Raw genomic sequence first — 16,413 nt, 5'->3', positions numbered from 1 at the left:
CGGGAAGGGCGGTCAGGCGTGCAGCTCTGCGATGGCCTCGGCCAGGGCTCCCGGCACGTCGGGGATCGAGGTGTGGGCGCCGTCGCGAACCACGTGGCGGCCGCCGACGACCGTGTGGCGGACGTCCGCCGACGTCGCCGCGAACACCGCCGTCTCCGCCGCCAGGCGCGGCAGCGGGCCCGCCGTGCGGACCGAGTCCAGGGCGATCGTGGTGAGGTCGGCGAGGGCGCCGGCCTCGATGATCCCCGCGTCCGCCCAGCCCAGCGCCGCGTGACCGTCCGCCGTCGCCGCCCGGAGGAGCGCCGCCGCCGTCCAATGCCCCCGCGTGTGCGAGCGCAGGCGCTCGTTCAGTTCCATCGCCCGCGCCTCTTCGAGGATGTCGATCACCGCGTGGCTGTCGCTGCCCAGGGAGAGAGGGCTGCCGGCCTGCTGAAGGCTGACCGCCGGGCCGATGCCGTCCGCCAGGTCGCGTTCCGTCGTGGGGCACATGCACGTGCCCGTCGAGGAACCGCCGAGCAGCGCGATGTCCTCGTCCGTGAGGTGGGTGTTGTGGACGCCCGTCGTGCGGGGGCCCAGCACCCCGTGGTCCGCAAGCAATTGCGTGGGAGTGCGGCCGTGGACCGCCTCGCACGCCTCGTTCTCCGCCGTCTGTTCGGAGAGGTGGACGTGGAGGGGGGCCTTGCGGGACGCGGCCCACTCCGCCACCACTCCCAACTGGCGTGCCGGGACTGCCCGTACGGAGTGGATCGCCGCCCCGATGCGTGCGTGGTCGCGGTCCTTGAGCGCCGACGCCCGTTCCGCCCACGCCTCCGTCGTTCCGTCGGAGAAGCGGAGCTGGTGGCGGTTCGGGGGCTCACCCCGCGACTCGGTGAGGAGTCCCGACGCCACGTACGCCGTGTCCAGGAGCGTGATGCGGATGCCCGCGTCCGCCGCCGCCTGGATCAGTGCCTCGCCCATCGCGTTGGGGTCGGCGTAAGCCGCACCACCCGGCCCGTGGTGCAAGTAATGAAACTCGCCCACCGTCGTGATGCCCGCCAGCGCCATCTCCGCGTACACCGCCCGCGCGAGCGCGTGGTAGGTCTCGGGCGTCAGGCGGTCCGCCACCGAGTACATGACCTCCCGCCACGTCCAGAACGTGCCGGAGCCGACCTGGACCGTGCCGCGCAGCGCCCGGTGGAAGGCATGCGAGTGGGCGTTGGCCAATCCCGGGAGCGTCAGGCCGCGCAGGACCGTCGCGCCGGGCGGGGGTGCATCGACCCCCTTGCGGACGGCCCTGATCCGGTCGCCCTCCACGTCGACCGCGACCCCCGGCTCGACATGCGTGTCCAGCCAGGCCTGCTCCAGCCAGTACGTCGTCACCTGCACGCCAGCCCTTCCAGTACGTCGGCCAGTGCGGTCACCCCGGCCACGCAGTCGTCCTCGGCGGCGAACTCGGCCGGGGAGTGCGAGATGCCCGTGGGGTTCCGTACGAACAGCATGGCGGTGGGGATCGACTCGGACAAAATGCCCGCGTCGTGTCCGGCGCCCGTTCCCAGGACGGGGATCGGCTGGTCCGCACCGGTGCCCAGGATCGTGGCCAGCTCATCCCGCAGCGCGTCCTCGAATTCCACCACCGGCGTGAAGGACTCGCGTACGACGTCGAGGTCGATGCCGTGCCGGTCCGCGTACTCACGGGCCGCCTTCTCGATGCCCGTCACGACCGTGTCGAGAGTCGACTGGTCTGCGGCACGGGAGTCCAGCCAGCCCCTGACCAGCGACGGGATCGCGTTCACGCCGTTCGGCTCCACCGAGATCTTGCCGAACGTCGCCACCGCGCCCGCGAGTTCGGCCTCGCGGCGGGCCGCAAGGACCGTCTCCGCATACGTCAGCATCGGGTCCCGGCGGTCCACCAGGCGGGTCGTGCCCGCGTGGTTGGCCTCGCCCCTGAAGTCGAAGCGCCAGCGGCCGTGCGGCCAGATGGCGGACGCGATGCCCACGGGGTCGCCGGAGAGGTCGAGGGCGCGGCCCTGTTCCACGTGCAGTTCCACGAACGCACCGATACGGGCGAGGCGTTCGGGGTCCGGGCCGATCGTCGACGGGTCGTAGCCCGCCGCCTCCATCGCCTGCGGGAGCGTGACTCCGTCGGCGTCCGTCAGGCGGTGCGCGGCATCGGCGGTCAGCTTGCCCGCCGTCAGGCGTGAGCCCACGCAGGCCAGGCCGAAGCGGGCACCCTCCTCGTCGCCGAAGTTGGTGATGGCGAGGGGGCGGCGGAATGCCACCTTCCGTGCGCGGAGTTCATCCAGCGCCGCGAAGGCGGACACGACCCCGAGCGGGCCGTCGAAGGCACCGCCGTCCGGGACGGAGTCCAGGTGGGAGCCGGTGACGACCGCGTCGCCACGGGACGGGTCGCCGAGCCAGGCCCACTGGTTGCCGTTGCGGTCGACCTCGTACTCAAGGCCGCGTGCCTCCGCCTGCGCCTGGAACCACAGGCGGCACTCGGCGTCGGCGCCGGTCCAGGCGTAGCGGCGGTAGCCACCGGTGGCGTCGCTGCGGCCGATGGGCCGCAGCGAGCGCCACATGGCGTGGAACGTGTCGCTCACGCGGTGCCTTCCTCGCGCATGGGGATCCGTACGCCCTTCTCGTCCGCCACCGACTCCGCGATGTCGTAGCCCGCGTCCACGTGCCGGATGACGCCCATGCCGGGGTCGTTCGTGAGGACGCGGCGGATCTTCTCGCCCGCCAGCTTGGTGCCGTCGGCGACCGAGACCTGGCCCGCGTGGATGGAGCGGCCCATGCCGACGCCGCCGCCGTGGTGGATGGAGACCCAGGAGGCGCCCGAAGCGACGTTCACCATGGCGTTCAGGAGCGGCCAGTCGGCGATCGCGTCGGAGCCGTCGAGCATGGCTTCCGTCTCGCGGTACGGGGATGCCACCGAGCCGCAGTCCAGGTGGTCGCGGCCGATCGCGAGCGGGGCGGCGAGGGTGCCGTTGCCGACCATGTCGTTGAACATGTCGCCCGCCTTGTCGCGCTCGCCCTGGCCCAGCCAGCAGATACGCGCCGGGAGGCCCTGGAAGTGGACGCGCTCGCCGGCCATCTTGATCCAGCGGTGCAGCGATTCGTTCTCCGGGAAGAGGTCGAGGATCGCCTTGTCCGTCTTGTGGATGTCGGACGCCTCGCCGGACAGCGCCGCCCAGCGGAACGGGCCCTTGCCCTCGCAGAAGAGCGGGCGGATGTAGGCGGGGACGAAGCCCGGGAAGGCGAACGCGCGGTCGTAGCCCGCCAGTTGGGCCTCGCCGCGGATCGAGTTGCCGTAGTCGAAGACCTCGGCGCCCGCGTCCATGAAGCCGACCATCGCCTCGACGTGCTTGGCCATGGACTCGCGGGCGCGGGTGGTGAAGCCCGCCGGGTCCTTGGCGGCCGCGTCGGCCATGTCGTCGAAGTCCACGCCGACCGGGAGGTAGGCGAGCGGGTCGTGGGCGGAGGTCTGGTCCGTCACGATGTCGATGGGGGCGCCCTCGGCCAGCATCTGCGGCAGCAGCTCCGCCGCGTTGCCGAGCAGGCCGATGGAGAGCGGGCGGCGGGCGTCGCGGGCCTCGGTGGCCAGCTGGAGGGCGTGGGCCAGGTTGTCGGCCTTCACGTCCAGGTAGCGGTGCTCGATGCGGCGCTCGATGGCGCGCGGGTCGACGTCGATACAGATCGCGACGCCGTCGTTCATCGTCACGGCGAGCGGCTGGGCGCCTCCCATGCCGCCGAGCCCGGCCGTCAGCGTGATCGTCCCGGCAAGCGTCCCGTTGAACTTCTTCGCGGCGACGGCGGCGAACGTCTCGTACGTGCCCTGGAGGATGCCCTGCGTGCCGATGTAGATCCAGGAGCCCGCGGTCATCTGGCCGTACATGGTCAGGCCGAGCTGCTCGAGGCGCCGGAACTCCTCCCAGTTCGCCCAGTCGCCGACCAGGTTGGAGTTGGCGATGAGGACACGCGGCGCCCACTCGTGGGTCTGCATGACGCCGACCGGGCGGCCGGACTGGACGAGCATCGTCTCGTCCTGCTTGAGGGTCCGGAGCGTACGCACCATGGCGTCGAAGGAGCGCCAGTCGCGGGCCGCCTTGCCGGTGCCGCCGTAGACGACGAGCTTGTCGGGGTGCTCGGCGACCTCGGGGTCGAGGTTGTTCTGCAGCATGCGCAGGGCGGCTTCCTGCTGCCATCCCAGGGCGCTCAGTTCCGTACCGCGCGGTGCCCGTACGGGGCGGGGTCCTGACATGGCGATTGCCTCCTCGCGTGAAGTACTGCAGGGGTGCGTTGCTGTGACCTTGTTATTCACATCCTGCGACGTTGAATAGAGCTAGTCAATACGTTGACAGGGCAGCGGGACCGCGTCGCGGGTGATTGGCTTGAACACATGAGCGATCAGGGCGCGGGGACCGCACACGCATCCGGGGCGGGCGGCGGCCCGGAAACCCCCACACGACGCCTCACGGCGGTGGATCCGGCAGCCGAGCCCGCCGCCCGCCGCGACCAGGCCGTCCGCGCCGCCGTCGAGCAGGGCCTCGTCGGGCCCGCAGCCCCCATCGCGGGGCTCCTCGACATCACCGGCATCCGCGCATCCGCCGCCGCCCTGCACGCCGCCTTCGACGCGGTCACCCCGGACGGCACCCCCGTCCTGCACGCCTTCGCGGTGAAGGCATCGCCCCTGGTCCCGGTCCTGCGCCTGCTCCGCGACGCGGGCATCGGCGCCGAGGTGGCGAGCCCCGGCGAGCTGGCCATCGCGCGGGCCGCCGGCGTGCCGCCCGCGCACACGGTCCTCGACTCGCCCGCCAAGACCCCGGCCGAGCTGCGCGAGGCCCTCGCGCTCGGCATCGCCGTGAACGCGGACAATCCGCAGGAGCTCGCCCGCATCGACGCGATGACCCAGTCGGCGCCCACCCGCTCCCCCGTCGGCCTGCGGGTGAACCCGCAGATCGGCGGCGGCTCCATCGGCGCACTCTCGACGGCGACGGCGACCTCGAAGTTCGGCGTCGGCCTGCGCGACGAGGGCGCCCGCGAGTGGATCGTCCAGGCGTACCTCGACCGCCCTTGGCTGACCCGCCTGCACGCCCACTCCGGCTCGCAGGGCCTGCCCCTGGAACTGATGGTGCGGGGCGTGGCGGCGACGTACGAACTGGCCGAGGAGATCAACGAACGCGCCGGACGGCGGCAGATCGACACGATCGACATCGGCGGCGGACTGCCCGTCAACTTCGGTTCGGACGAGGAGAGTCCGACCCACGCGCAGTACGCGCGCCGCCTCAAGTCCCGCGTCCCGGGGCTGCTCGACGGGCGGTACGGCCTGGTCACCGAGTTCGGCCGCTCGCTGCTCGCCAAGCACGGCACGATCCTCGCCCGCGTCGAGTACGCCAAGTCGGCGGGCGCCCGGCCGATCGCGGTGACGCACGCGGGCGTTCAGGTCGCGACGCGCACGGTGTACGCGCCCGCGTCCTGGCCACTGCGGATCGCCGCGTACGACGCGAAGGGCCGCCCCAAGAGCGGCCCGCCGGTGGGCCAGGACATCGCGGGCCCGGCCTGCTTCGCGGGCGACCTGCTCGCCGAGAACCGCCCGCTCCCCCTGCTCGAACAGGGCGACTACGCTGCGGCGCTCGACACCGGCGCGTACTACTTCGCGCACCACTACTCGTACAACAGCCTTGCCAGGCCCGGCATTTACGGCTTCTCGACGCGCGCCGACGAGGTGCGATTCGCCGCCGTGCGGGAGCCGCAGACGCTCGACGAGATCGTGGCGGAGGCGGGCGGCGGCATCGCGCGGGAGGCTCTGCGCCGCCTCTGAGCCGGCGCGCCCCCCTCGAAGGCTCTGAGGTTCCTCAACTCCCGCATAGTGACGTGGATCACGGGCAAATCCTCCCTCCAGGCCCGTAACTCGGTCCCGGTCTCGGGGGAGGCATCCGTGACGACATCCAACACGACCACCACCGCACCACCACCGGCCGAAGAACCCTCGCTGCACCGCGCGATCGGCCCCAAGCTCCTGATCCTCTTCGTGATCGGCGACATCCTCGGCACCGGCATCTACGCCACCACCGGCAAGGTCGCGGGAAAGGTCGGCGGCGCGCTGTGGCTGCCGTTCGCGATCGGGTTCGTCGTGGCGATCCTGACGGCGGCTTCGTACGTCGAACTGGTCGGCAAGTATCCGAAGGCGGCGGGAGCGGCCCTCTACACCCAGAAGGCGTTCAAGACGCCGTTCCTCACCTTCATCATCGCGTTCATGGTGATGTGCTCGGGCCTGGCGTCGGCGAGCGCCGCGGCCCGTGCCTTCAGCGGCGACTATCTGAGCGAGCTGACGAGCGACGCGCTCCCGCCGACGCTGATCGCGATCGTCTTCATCCTGGCGCTTGCGGCGCTGAACCTGCGCGGCGTCTCCGAGTCGGTCAAGACGAACGTGGTCCTCACGCTCGTCGAGCTGACGGGCCTGGCGATCATCCTCGCCATCGGCGCGTACGCGGTCCTGAGCGGCGACGGGGACCCCGGCCGCCTGACGAACTTCGAATCACCCGGCGGCGGCACGGGCTACGCGCTCCTGACGGGCGTGCTAGGCGCGACCGCGCTCGGCTTCTTCGCCTTCGTCGGCTTCGAGGACTCGGTGAACATGGCCGAGGAGACAAAAGATCCGGGGCGCACCTTCCCCCGCGCCATCTTCATCGGGGTCGCGGTGACGGGCACGATCTACGTCCTGGTGGCGCTGGTGTCCTCGCTCCTGGTCGACTACAAGGTCCTGGAAGGCTCCAGCGGCCCGCTGCTCGAAGTCGTCAAGGCGGGCGGCATCGACTTCCCGCACAAACTCTTCGCGCTGATCGCCCTGTTCGCGGTCACCAACTCCGCGCTCATCAACATCATGATGGCCTCGCGGCTCTGCTACGGCATGGCCAACGAACGCATCCTGCCGCGCGCGATGGGCCGCGTCCTGGCCCGCCGCCGCACGCCGGTGGTCGGCATCGTCTTCGTCTCGCTCCTCGCGATCGGCCTGGTCACGACGGGCGAGATCGAGGGGCTCGGCGACACGACGGCGTTCCTGCTGCTGTGCGTCTTCGCGATCGTCAACGTGTCGGTGCTCGTACTGCGCCGCGACCCCGTGGACCACGAGCACTTCCGTACGCCGACGGCGCTGCCCGTGATCGGGGCGATCACCGCGCTGATCCTGGCGAGCCCGCTGGCGGACCGCCCGGCGGAGGTCTACATCCGGGCCGGCATCCTCGTCGCCATCGGGGTCGGCCTCTGGGTGGTCAACAAGGCGGTGATGAAGGCGCGGGGCGAGGACTGATCAGGCGGCCACCCGCTGCTGCGGGCGGCGGCGCGCGCCGCCGGGGGCGGCGTCTCCCGCGGCGAGGCCGGTGGAGCGGTAACCCTTCACCGCCCTGCCCGCGGGGGATCCGGCCCGGCGGCCGAGCCAGTCGACGCGCACCCACAGGAGCACGTCGCCGTCCTGCTCGCGGCGCCCGAGCCAGGCGGCCTTGGCCCAGAGCCCGACTCCCGCGCCCGCCATGGCCATTCCGGCCGCGGCGGGCACCACGAAGGCGCTGCCAAGCGCGGCGACGAAGCCCGCGGCCAGCCACCAGAGGTGCGCGCGGCGCCAGTTGCGTACGGTGACGGCGCGGTCCTGGAGTACGTCGTACTTGGCGGCGCGGGTCGCTTCGCGGGCGAGGGCGGTGTAGCGCTTCCTGCGGGAGCACGCGGTCGCGGCGGCCACGACGATCCAGAGAGCCGCTCCGGTGAGCACCCCGATGCGCCGCCCGGTGAGCCCGCCCGGCAGTGCCCCCACGCCCGCGGCGACCACGCCGAGCCACCACAGCGGGGCGGCCCCCGCCCGTACGACCACCGGCACCCTGACCAGCCCCTGCCCACCGCGTCCCACGGTCCTGCCTCCTTCGCCGCCGCTCTGCTCCGCCCCTTCGGCGGCGCAGGTTAGCGGGGGAATCTGAGGGGACCGTGAGAGTCGTGAAGGGACCGTGAGAGGCGCCGGATCATGTGCGCGTTACATCCGGTCACTCGTGGGCCTTCCCGAAGCGCGCACCGAACCGATCGCGTCGAGCTCGGGCACGTTCACGTGGAAAGTGCCCATTGCGTACGGCACTTGGGCTTCGCTGCGTAACTTCCTCCCCGCCGGGCGAGGGCAACCGCCGCCCGGCCGGGTGGTGGGGACCACCTGGTTCCACCTGGGGAAGGGGAGGCCGCGTGCCCGGAATCGACGAGTGTCTGCTCGAAGCCATGACACTGCCCGGCGCACGCGGTGCAGCGATCGTCGACTGGACCAGCGGGCTCGCCCTCGGTTCCGTCGGCGCATCGCCGAACGGCGACCCCGAGGAGACGGCCACCGAGACCGCCGAGGTGGCGCGGTCGGCGGCGGAGTACCGGGCGTTCACCCCCGGCGACGGAGCGCTCGACCAACCGGGCCGCGAAGGGCTCCAGGTCGAGGATCTGATGCTCACCACGAGGAACGGCTTCCATGTGATCCGCTTCGTGGAGACGACCTTCGACAGCAGTGTCTTCCTGTACCTCTGGCTCGACCGGCACTCCGCCAACCTCGCGCTCGCCCGGATGCGGCTGCGGGACCTGTCCGAGCGTCTGGTGCTGGTGTGAGAACCGCACCGGCCGCCGTGCCCGCCACCTCCCCCATGCTGATGCGCCTGGCCGACGAGCGGGCGACCGGCGCTTTCCTGCGCGACCAGGGCACCCTCTACCTGGCGGAGGGCCGTGTCGTACACGCGGAGAGCTCCGCGGCACCCGGCATCGACGTCCTGCTCACGGTCGGCGGTGCGCTGCTCCCGCAGGGCTGGCAGGAGGCCCTCTCGCAGGCGGGGACCCGGCACGAGGTGGGCCGGCAGCTCATCGACAGCGGCCGGGTGACCGAGGGCGAGCTGGAGATGTGCCACCTGGGCGCGCTGTTCGACGCCGCGTTCTTCGTGCTCGGCCCGGCGAGCGGGCCCACCCGGTTCCGCTACGGCGTCGCGCACTGGCTCGGCCGGGTGCGTCCGGTGCCCGCCGAGGCCGTGGAGCGGGAGACCCGGCGGCGGCGGGCGCTCCTGGACAGCGTCTGGTCCTGCCCGGATCTCGACACCGCCCCCGTGGTGCCCCGCCCGCCCGCGCCGGGCCAGGCGGTCACCGGACGGCAGCGTGCCCTGCTGCGGCTCGCCGACGGCGTCCGCACACCGACGGCCATCGCCTGGGCCCTGGGCCGCCCGGCGTTCCACACCCTGATCGAGGTCAGACGGCTGGCCGCCGCCGGACTCGTGGAGACCCCACGGCAGGCCGGCCCGGCCCCGCACGCCCCGGCTCCACAGGACTGCGCCGAGCCGGACATCGCCCTGCTGCGCCGGATCCGTGACGGGCTGGAGGCGACCCTGTGAGTCTCCGTACCGCCCACCTGCCCCGGCACCCGTCCCCATGAAGTTCTTCGCGCTCTGGAAGCGCCACGGGAGGAGACAGCTGATGGCTGCCGAAGCCGACGTACTCGGCGAACTGAAACGCCTGCGCACCCGGATACCCCAGCTCACGGGCGCCCTGACCGCCAGCGTCGACGGGCTCGTGCTGGCCCAGGACGCCACGGACGTCGAGGTGGAGGGCGTCTGCGCGCTCACCGCTGCGGCGCTCGGGGTGGCCCTGCGGCTGACCGACACCACGCACCAGGGCGGCTTCCGGGAGCTGCTCATCCGCGGTGAGCAGGGCTATGTGGCCACGTACGCGGCCGGTTCGTCGGCCGTCCTGACCCTGCTCGCCGAGCCCCGCGTCAACGTGGGCCGGCTGCACCTGGAAGCCCGCCGTTCCAGCGCACTCATCGGAGAGCTGGTCGACGCCGCCGGACGGGGCGACGCCGCCACCGGCCGAGCGGAGGAAATCTGACCCATGTCCCCCACACCAGCCTCATCCCCCTCCTCACCACGTAAATCCACCAGACGGAAAGGAAGTGCGGCACTCGTGACCACCACGGAGATTGCACTCAAGGAAACGACCACCTCGATCGAGGGCGTCATCGGCGTCGCCCTCGTCGACTACACGAGCGGCATGGCGCTCGGCACGCTCGGCGGCAGCAAGGACATGGACCTGACCGTCGCCGCGGCCGGCAACACGGACGTGGTGCGCGCCAAGCTGCGCACGATGGAGCTCCTGGGGCTCAAGGACGAGATCGAGGACATCCTGATCACGCTCGGCTCCCAGTACCACCTCATCCGGCCGATCAAGGGGCGCAACAACAACGGCCTCTTCCTGTACGTGGCCCTCGACAAGGCGAGGGCCAACCTCGCCATGGCCCGGCACCAGCTCAAGCGCATCGAGTCGGGGCTGGACGTCTGACACCGTCCGGGGCGTGCCGCCGCGCCTACTCCACGAAGAGCCCGCGCGCCGCCGCCCCCGCGTCGAACTCCTCCAGGTGGGCCTGGGCGTCGGGGAGGCCGTCGCACATGGCCTCCAGGAGGACGCGGCCCAGGAGCATCGGGGCGCAGGCCGTGTCGAAGGCGAGGCCTGTGCCCACCGCCGCCGGGAGGAGGAGGTTGGAGTGGGCCGCCACGGGGGCGAACGCCGAGTCGGCCACCGTCACCACGGTCAGGCCCGCCGACTGGGCGTAGGCCAGCGCGTCGACCACCTCGCGCGGATGCCTCGGCAGCGCGAAGCACAGCAGCGTCGATGCGCCCGCCCGTACCGCCGCGTCGATCCGGTCGGCCAGCATCGTGCCGCCCTCGTCGAGGAGGCGTACGTCCGGATGGACCTTCGCCGCGAAGTACGCGAAGCCGTACGCCTGGGAGGCGGCGGCCCGCAGGCCGAGGACGGGGAGCGGGCGGGAGGCGGCGAGGAGCCGGCCCGCGCGCTCCACCGGTGCCGGGTCCGCGAGGACCTCCGCCAGGTGCCGCAGGTTCGCGATCTCCGCCTCGACCGCCTGCTGGTACTCGTTGAGGGAGGACTCGCCCCCCTCCTCCGCGGGTGACAGTTCCCGCAGGTGCCTGCGGAGCGCCGGGTATCCGTCGAAGCCGAGCGCCACCGCGAACCGCGTCACCGAGGGCTGGCTCACCCCGGCGAGCTCCGCCAGTTCGACGCTGGAGAGGAAGGGGACGTCCGCCGCCCTTCGCACCATGCAGTGCGCGATGCGCCGCTGCGTGGGCGTAAGCCGGTGTCCCTCGAAGAGCACTTGCAGCCGTGCCGCAGGACTGTCACTCATACCGTTCCCCTCACAACACCCTGGCCCTCGACGGCCGTTCCGCCTCCGGCCCCCAGGCCCGCCCACAACTCGGTGAACCGGTCAAGGAGTCCGGCCGCCGCCGTCACATCATCCGTCAGCGGGCGGTCGGCGAGCTCCGCGTCGAGGACGGAGTCCGCGAGTTCGAAGGCCCGCCCGACGGGCAGTTCGGCGTCCAAGCGCATGTCGCGCTGGCGCAACGCCCTTACCGCGGCGACCAGTTCACAGCCCACCACCAGCCGGTAAGCCTCGCACGCGCGCAGCGTCTGGCGGGCCGCCAGCGAGGCGAAGCTGGCCTGCTCCTCGACGCCGCGGGAGAGGACGGCGTGGCCGAGCGACGCGGGCGCCGAGAAGGCCCGCAGGTCACCGAGGGCCGCCCCGGCCGCGTACTCAAGGATCATCACGCCCGAAGAGGCCGGTTCGCCGTCCGCGAGGAAGGGGCGCAGGCGGGTGAAGGCCGGTTCGTTCAGGGTCGAGAGGCGGGACGTGGAGAGGCGGGCCGCCTGTGTCATCGCCAGCCTGAAGTGGTCCAGGGACAGGGCCAGTTGAGCGAGATAGAAGCCGCCGTGGTGGTACGCAGCCATGTCGTCCGGCGAGATCAGGGGGTTCTCGGCGGCCGCGTTGATCTCGACCGTGAGGACGTTCTCAAGGGCGTCCGCCGCGTCGTGCGCGGGGCCGTGGATCTGCGGGACGCAGCGGAAGCCGTACGGGTCCTGGATGCGGCCGAGCGGTGGGGTCGGCCGGTCCGGTGCGCCGAGAATCAGGCGCATGCGTTCCGCGACCGCGTACGAACCCGCGTGGCGGCGCGCCTCGTGGACGGGCAGCGCGTACGCCTCGTACGAACCGTCGACGGCCATCAGGGAGAGCGCCGCCACCACCTGCGTGGCCGCGATCAGGCCGCGCAGTTCGTGCAGGGCGAGCGCGGACTGGCCGAGGGTGAGCGCGTTGCTGCTGATCAGGGCGAGGGCGTCGTTGTTGTCGAGGGGCTGGGGCGCCGGGGCCGCCCCGGTGCCCTGCCAGGGGTGCTCGCCCGCGAGCGCGAGGCCCATCTGGGCGAGGGCCGCGATGTCGCCGGTCCCGACCGAGCCGAACTCATTGACCTTCGGGTACGCGCCCGTCTCCAGGGCCTCGCAGAGCGCCGTGACGACGGTCGGGCGCAGGCCCGCGCCGCCGGCAAGGAGCTGATTGGCGCGGACCGCGAGCATCGCGCGGACCTGCCGTGCGGGCAGCTCCTCGCCGATCGCTCCGGCATGGCTGCGCAGCAGCCGCAGGCCGTGGTCGGCGGCCGCCTCGGTCGGCACGGACTCATTCCGGTTCGCGCCCACGCCGGTGGAGCGGCCGTAGACGCGGCCCCAGGACGCGATCTCCCGCGCGGCGTTCCAGGAGCTCTCGGCCCGCTTCATCCCATCGGTCGCCGGAACGGGCTTTGCGGTGGATTCGGCCAGGCGTACGACATCTGCGACCATCAGTCCGCGGCCGTCCAGGACGACGACCGAGCCGCTGTCGACGGTCGCCCTTCCGGTCGCCCTGTCCGCGATATGAGACGACATCACGCGCAATTCCTCCTCAACCCGGACGCTCCGTCTTGCCCTGCGATCACTCGTAACCGGCGATTTACGTCAGGGCGTGGACTAGCTATTGACAATCTATTCAGTCAACGAGAACTCTGCATGACGATATACAGCCGGGCAAGGGACTCCTCATGATCCAATTCGATACGGTCCACAAGCGCTTCCCGAACGGCACAACCGCGGTCCACGACCTCACACTTGAGATGCCGGAAGGCGGCGTGACCGTCCTCGTCGGATCTTCCGGTTGCGGCAAGACGACGACGCTCCGCATGATCAACCGGATGGTCGACCCGACCTCAGGGACGATCAAGGTCAACGGCAAGGACGTCCTGCGGCAGGACGCGGCCGAACTGCGCCGCTCCATCGGCTATGTGATCCAGCAGTCGGGGCTCTTCCCGCACCGCACGGTCCTGGACAACATCGCCACGGTGCCGCTGCTGCTCGGCTGGGGCCGCAGGAAGGCGCGGGCGCGGGCCGCCGAACTCCTGGAGACGGTCGGCCTCACCGCCGACGCGGGCAAGCGCTACCCGCACCAGCTCTCCGGCGGCCAGCAGCAGCGCGTCGGCGTGGCCCGCGCGCTGGCCGCGGACGCGCCGGTGCTGCTCATGGACGAGCCCTTCGGCGCGGTGGACCCGGTGGTCCGCACCCAGCTACAGGACGAACTCCTGCGCCTGCAGCGGGAGTTGAACAAGACCATCGTCTTCGTCACGCACGACATCGACGAGGCCGTACGGCTCGGCGACCGAATAGCCGTCTTCCGCACCGGCGGCCATCTCGTCCAGTGCGCGTCCCCCGCCGAACTCCTGGCCCGCCCGGCGGACGACTTCGTCGCCGACTTCCTGGGCGCCGAACGCGGCCTCAAACTGCTCTCCCTGACGACACTGGCCGAGGTCCCGCAGGGGCCGGCTCCGGAGGGCGGCGCATGGACGCTGCGCCTGGACGCCGCGGGGGCCCCGGTGGCCTGGCGGCACAAGGACGCGCAGGCCGCGGATGTTCCCGTACGCCCGCTGCGTGACACAGACTCACTGCTCTCGGCCCTGAACGAGTCCATAGCCGCCCCCAGTGGCCTGGTCGCCCGCGTCGACGCGGCAGGCGCCCTGACCGGCGTCACGTCCCGCGACGACATCCACGACCACGCGGGCACGGCCCACGAACAGGGCCGCACAGCCGCCCCCGAAGGGGCGCGGGGCTCTGACATGTGCGGCTCCGCCGCGCGGGCGCGAGCAACCCAAGACGACCCGCACCCGAAGGACGACACCAGCGACACAAACGCAGACGCCAAGCCCGCCAAGACGGGCCCCGCGGGCACGGCGGAGCGTCCTGCATGACCATCGACTGGTCGTGGATATCCGACCACACCGACGACCTCACCACCCTCACGCTCTCGCACCTCCAGGCCGCCCTCACCGCCGTACTGCTCGGCCTGCTGATCTCGCTCCCGCTGGCCGTCGTCGCGCATCGCGTGCGCCCCCTGCGCGGGCTGCTCCTGGGCCTCTCGAACGTCCTGTTCACCATCCCGTCCATCGCCATCTTCGTGCTGCTCCTGCCGGTCAGCGGGCTCACCCGCACCACCACCGTCATCGGCCTGACGATCTACACCCTCGTCGTGCTCCTGCGGAACACCGTCGAGGGCCTGGACTCCGTACCGGCCAAGACGAAGGAAGCCGCGAAGGCCATGGGCACCCGCCCACTGCGCACCCTGCTCACCGTCGAACTCCCCCTCGCCCTGCCCGTGATCATGGCGGGCGTACGGATCGCCACCGTCATGGCGATCTCCCTCGTCTCCGTGGCGACGTACATCGGCGACGGCGGTCTGGGACAGCTCTTCACGGACGGGTTCCAGCGCAACTTCCCGACCCCCGTCATCGTCGGCGTGGTCCTGACCCTGCTCCTCGCACTCGTCGCGGACGCGCTGCTCGTCACCCTCCAGTACGTCCTGACGCCCTGGACCCGCCGCAAGAGGAGCGCGTGACATGTACGAACTCTTCAAGGACCTCGGCGCCTGGCTGGTCAGCGGCGATCAGTGGGCCGGGCCCGACGGCATCGGGCACCGCCTCGCCGAACACCTCCAGTACTCGCTGCTCGCCACGCTCATCGCGGCCGCCATCGCGCTGCCGCTCGGCCTGCTCATCGGGCACACCGGGCGCGGCGCCTTCCTCGCCATCAACCTGTCGAGCTTCGGCCGGGCGCTGCCCACCGTCGGCCTCGTCGTGCTCGTCTTCCTCGCCAGCGGGCTCTCCATGTGGCCCGTCTACATCGCGCTCGTCGCGCTCGCCGTGCCCTCCATCGTCACCAACACCTACGCCGGGATGACCGCCGTCGACCGCGAGGTGAAGGACGCCGCGAAGGGCCAGGGCATGCGCTGGCACCAGGTCCTCTTCCAGGTCGAACTCCCCCTCGCCATGCCGCTGATCATGACCGGGCTCCGGCTCGCGCTGATCCAGGTCGTGGCGACGGCCACCATCGCCGCGTACGTCTCCTTCGGCGGGCTCGGCCGGTATGTCTTCGACGGGCTCGCCCAGCGCGACCTGGTCCAAGTCCTGGGCGGAGCCGTGCTCGTGGCGGTCGTCGCCGTCGTACTCGATCTCGCGCTCTCCGGACTGCAGCGCGCCCTCTTCCGTCACCGCCCCGCCAAGTCGGCCTAGGAGCAAGCCAGATGGCCCCCATGAACCGCAGGACTCTCCTCGGCGGACTCTTCGCCGTCGCATCCGTCCCCGCACTCGCCTCCTGCAGCGGCGGCATCACCTCCCTCGACGGCCAGGGCGCCGGCGGCGGGGGCGGCGGCTCCAGCAAGGACGGCGTGACGATCGGCACCGCCAACTTCACCGAGAACCAGGTCCTCGGCTACCTGTACGCCGCGGCGCTCGAAGCGGAGGGCGTCAAGACCACAGTCCGCCCCAACCTCGGCACCCGCGAGATCCTCATCCCCGCACTCAAGGGCGGCGACATCGACCTGCTGCCCGAGTACCAGGGCGCGCTCCTGCACTACCTCGACCCCAAGGCGAAGGCCACCGAGGAGGGCGAGATGCAGAACGCCCTCGCCATGACGCTGCCGCGCGGACTGCAGATCCTCCCCTACGGGATGGCCGAGGACTCCGACGCCTTCGCCGTCACGCGGGAGACCGCCGACGAGTACGGCCTCAAGTCCCTCGCCGATCTGGCGAAGCACAACGGCAAGCTCGTCATCGGCGCCGCCCCCGAGGTGAAGAAGCGCACCGTGGGCGCCGTCGGCCTCAAGGACGTCTACGGCGTGGAGTTCAAGGAGTTCAAGTCCCTTGATTCCTCGGGCCCGTTGGTGAAGGGCGCCCTGAAGAAGGGCGACGTGGACGTGGCGAACCTCTTCACCACCGACACCGACATCGCCGCCGAGAAGTGGGTGGTCCTCACCGACCCGAAGAACCTGATCCCCGGCCAGCACGTCGTCCCGCTCATCGCCGACCGCAAGGCCGACTCGACGGTGCGGGGGGCCCTCGCCCGCCTGGGGAGCGTACTGACGACCAAGCAACTCACCGAGCTGAACCGCCTGGTGGACAAGGACAAGAAGGACCCGGAGGACGTCGCGAACGACTGGGCGGCGCGCCACGGCCTGACGAAGAAGTAACGCACGTACGGAAAAGCAGACTTACGGCGGACTTACGAAGGAAGCAGGGG

At 71.5% G+C, this 16,413-nt stretch carries 16 protein-coding genes; 10 read left to right on the top strand and 6 right to left on the bottom strand.

Annotated elements, in window-relative coordinates; all coding sequences use genetic code 11:
• Positions 1 to 12: 12 nt before the first annotated feature.
• Genes OG453_RS08740 through hutU form a run of 3 tightly spaced genes read right to left on the bottom strand, consistent with a single transcriptional unit; the run spans position 13 to position 4,240 of the window.
• Positions 13 to 1,365 (bottom strand): formimidoylglutamate deiminase, encoded by a 1,353-nt coding sequence (locus OG453_RS08740; protein WP_266866158.1) that lies wholly within the window; start codon positions 1,363 to 1,365, stop codon positions 13 to 15.
• Positions 1,356 to 2,558 (bottom strand): allantoate amidohydrolase, encoded by a 1,203-nt coding sequence (locus OG453_RS08735; RefSeq protein ID WP_266869761.1) that lies wholly within the window; start codon positions 2,556 to 2,558, stop codon positions 1,356 to 1,358. Before OG453_RS08735 ends, OG453_RS08740 begins: the two co-directional genes overlap by 10 nt.
• Positions 2,559 to 2,575: 17 nt before the next feature.
• Complete coding sequence (gene hutU / locus OG453_RS08730) at positions 2,576 to 4,240, bottom strand: urocanate hydratase (RefSeq protein ID WP_266866156.1); 1,665 nt, start codon at positions 4,238 to 4,240, stop codon at positions 2,576 to 2,578.
• Positions 4,241 to 4,378: 138 nt separating this feature from the next.
• Between hutU and OG453_RS08725 the strand changes: the two genes are divergently transcribed.
• Together OG453_RS08725 and OG453_RS08720 are read left to right on the top strand one after the other, a co-directional pair.
• Positions 4,379 to 5,800, top strand: a complete 1,422-nt coding sequence (locus OG453_RS08725) for a diaminopimelate decarboxylase (protein ID WP_266866154.1) — start codon at positions 4,379 to 4,381, stop codon at positions 5,798 to 5,800.
• 117 nt (positions 5,801 to 5,917) lie between these two features.
• Positions 5,918 to 7,288: an APC family permease gene (locus tag OG453_RS08720; protein ID WP_266866152.1), complete on the top strand. Its 1,371-nt coding sequence runs from the start codon at positions 5,918 to 5,920 to the stop codon at positions 7,286 to 7,288.
• Here the strand turns inward: OG453_RS08720 and OG453_RS08715 are convergent, their stop codons facing one another.
• On the bottom strand, positions 7,289 to 7,879 hold the full coding sequence (locus OG453_RS08715; RefSeq protein ID WP_266866150.1) for a hypothetical protein: 591 nt from the start codon (positions 7,877 to 7,879) through the stop codon (positions 7,289 to 7,291). It lies immediately after the preceding gene.
• A 320-nt stretch (positions 7,880 to 8,199) separates the two neighbouring features.
• Here OG453_RS08715 and OG453_RS08710 point away from each other — a divergent pair, with 320 nt between their 5' ends.
• From OG453_RS08710 to OG453_RS08695, 4 genes are all read left to right on the top strand, one after another.
• Positions 8,200 to 8,604: a hypothetical protein gene (locus OG453_RS08710; protein ID WP_266866148.1), complete on the top strand. Its 405-nt coding sequence runs from the start codon at positions 8,200 to 8,202 to the stop codon at positions 8,602 to 8,604.
• 35 nt (positions 8,605 to 8,639) lie between these two features.
• Positions 8,640 to 9,371, top strand: a complete 732-nt coding sequence (locus OG453_RS08705) for a transcriptional regulator (RefSeq protein ID WP_266869760.1) — start codon at positions 8,640 to 8,642, stop codon at positions 9,369 to 9,371.
• An 82-nt stretch (positions 9,372 to 9,453) separates the two neighbouring features.
• The gene (locus tag OG453_RS08700) at positions 9,454 to 9,864 is read left to right on the top strand and encodes a roadblock/LC7 domain-containing protein (RefSeq protein ID WP_266866146.1); all 411 of its coding nucleotides are present in this window, start codon (positions 9,454 to 9,456) and stop codon (positions 9,862 to 9,864) included.
• A gap of 75 nt (positions 9,865 to 9,939) precedes the next feature.
• Positions 9,940 to 10,314 carry a hypothetical protein gene (locus OG453_RS08695; protein ID WP_266866144.1) on the top strand — a complete coding sequence of 125 codons (375 nt, stop codon included), beginning with the start codon at positions 9,940 to 9,942 and terminating at the stop codon, positions 10,312 to 10,314.
• 25 nt (positions 10,315 to 10,339) lie between these two features.
• Here OG453_RS08695 and OG453_RS08690 read toward each other — a convergent pair whose 3' ends face one another.
• Together OG453_RS08690 and OG453_RS08685 are read right to left on the bottom strand one after the other, a co-directional pair.
• Positions 10,340 to 11,173 (bottom strand): MurR/RpiR family transcriptional regulator, encoded by an 834-nt coding sequence (locus OG453_RS08690; RefSeq protein WP_266866142.1) that lies wholly within the window; start codon positions 11,171 to 11,173, stop codon positions 10,340 to 10,342.
• A complete protein-coding gene (locus tag OG453_RS08685) occupies positions 11,170 to 12,741 on the bottom strand; it encodes an aromatic amino acid ammonia-lyase (protein WP_266869759.1) in 1,572 nt (523 codons plus the stop codon). The genes OG453_RS08690 and OG453_RS08685 overlap by 4 nt, the downstream gene beginning before the upstream one ends.
• Positions 12,742 to 12,893: 152 nt before the next feature.
• Between OG453_RS08685 and OG453_RS08680 the strand changes: the two genes are divergently transcribed.
• The 4 genes from OG453_RS08680 to OG453_RS08665 are packed head-to-tail and all read left to right on the top strand — an operon-like array spanning position 12,894 to position 16,363.
• Positions 12,894 to 14,090 (top strand): ABC transporter ATP-binding protein, encoded by a 1,197-nt coding sequence (locus OG453_RS08680; protein WP_266866140.1) that lies wholly within the window; start codon positions 12,894 to 12,896, stop codon positions 14,088 to 14,090.
• Complete coding sequence (locus OG453_RS08675; protein WP_266866138.1) at positions 14,087 to 14,734, top strand: ABC transporter permease; 648 nt, start codon at positions 14,087 to 14,089, stop codon at positions 14,732 to 14,734. Before OG453_RS08680 ends, OG453_RS08675 begins: the two co-directional genes overlap by 4 nt.
• A 1-nt stretch (position 14,735) precedes the next feature.
• Positions 14,736 to 15,407: an ABC transporter permease gene (locus OG453_RS08670; protein WP_266866136.1), complete on the top strand. Its 672-nt coding sequence runs from the start codon at positions 14,736 to 14,738 to the stop codon at positions 15,405 to 15,407.
• Between the two features lie 20 nt (positions 15,408 to 15,427).
• The gene (locus OG453_RS08665) at positions 15,428 to 16,363 is read left to right on the top strand and encodes an ABC transporter substrate-binding protein (RefSeq protein ID WP_266869758.1); all 936 of its coding nucleotides are present in this window, start codon (positions 15,428 to 15,430) and stop codon (positions 16,361 to 16,363) included.
• Positions 16,364 to 16,413 lie beyond the last annotated feature (50 nt).

This window comes from Streptomyces sp. NBC_01381 (assembly GCF_026340305.1).
Taxonomy (GTDB): Bacteria; Actinomycetota; Actinomycetes; order Streptomycetales; family Streptomycetaceae; genus Streptomyces.
Note: the sequence above shows the minus strand (reverse complement) of the source record. Positions and strands in the feature narration are given on the sequence as shown.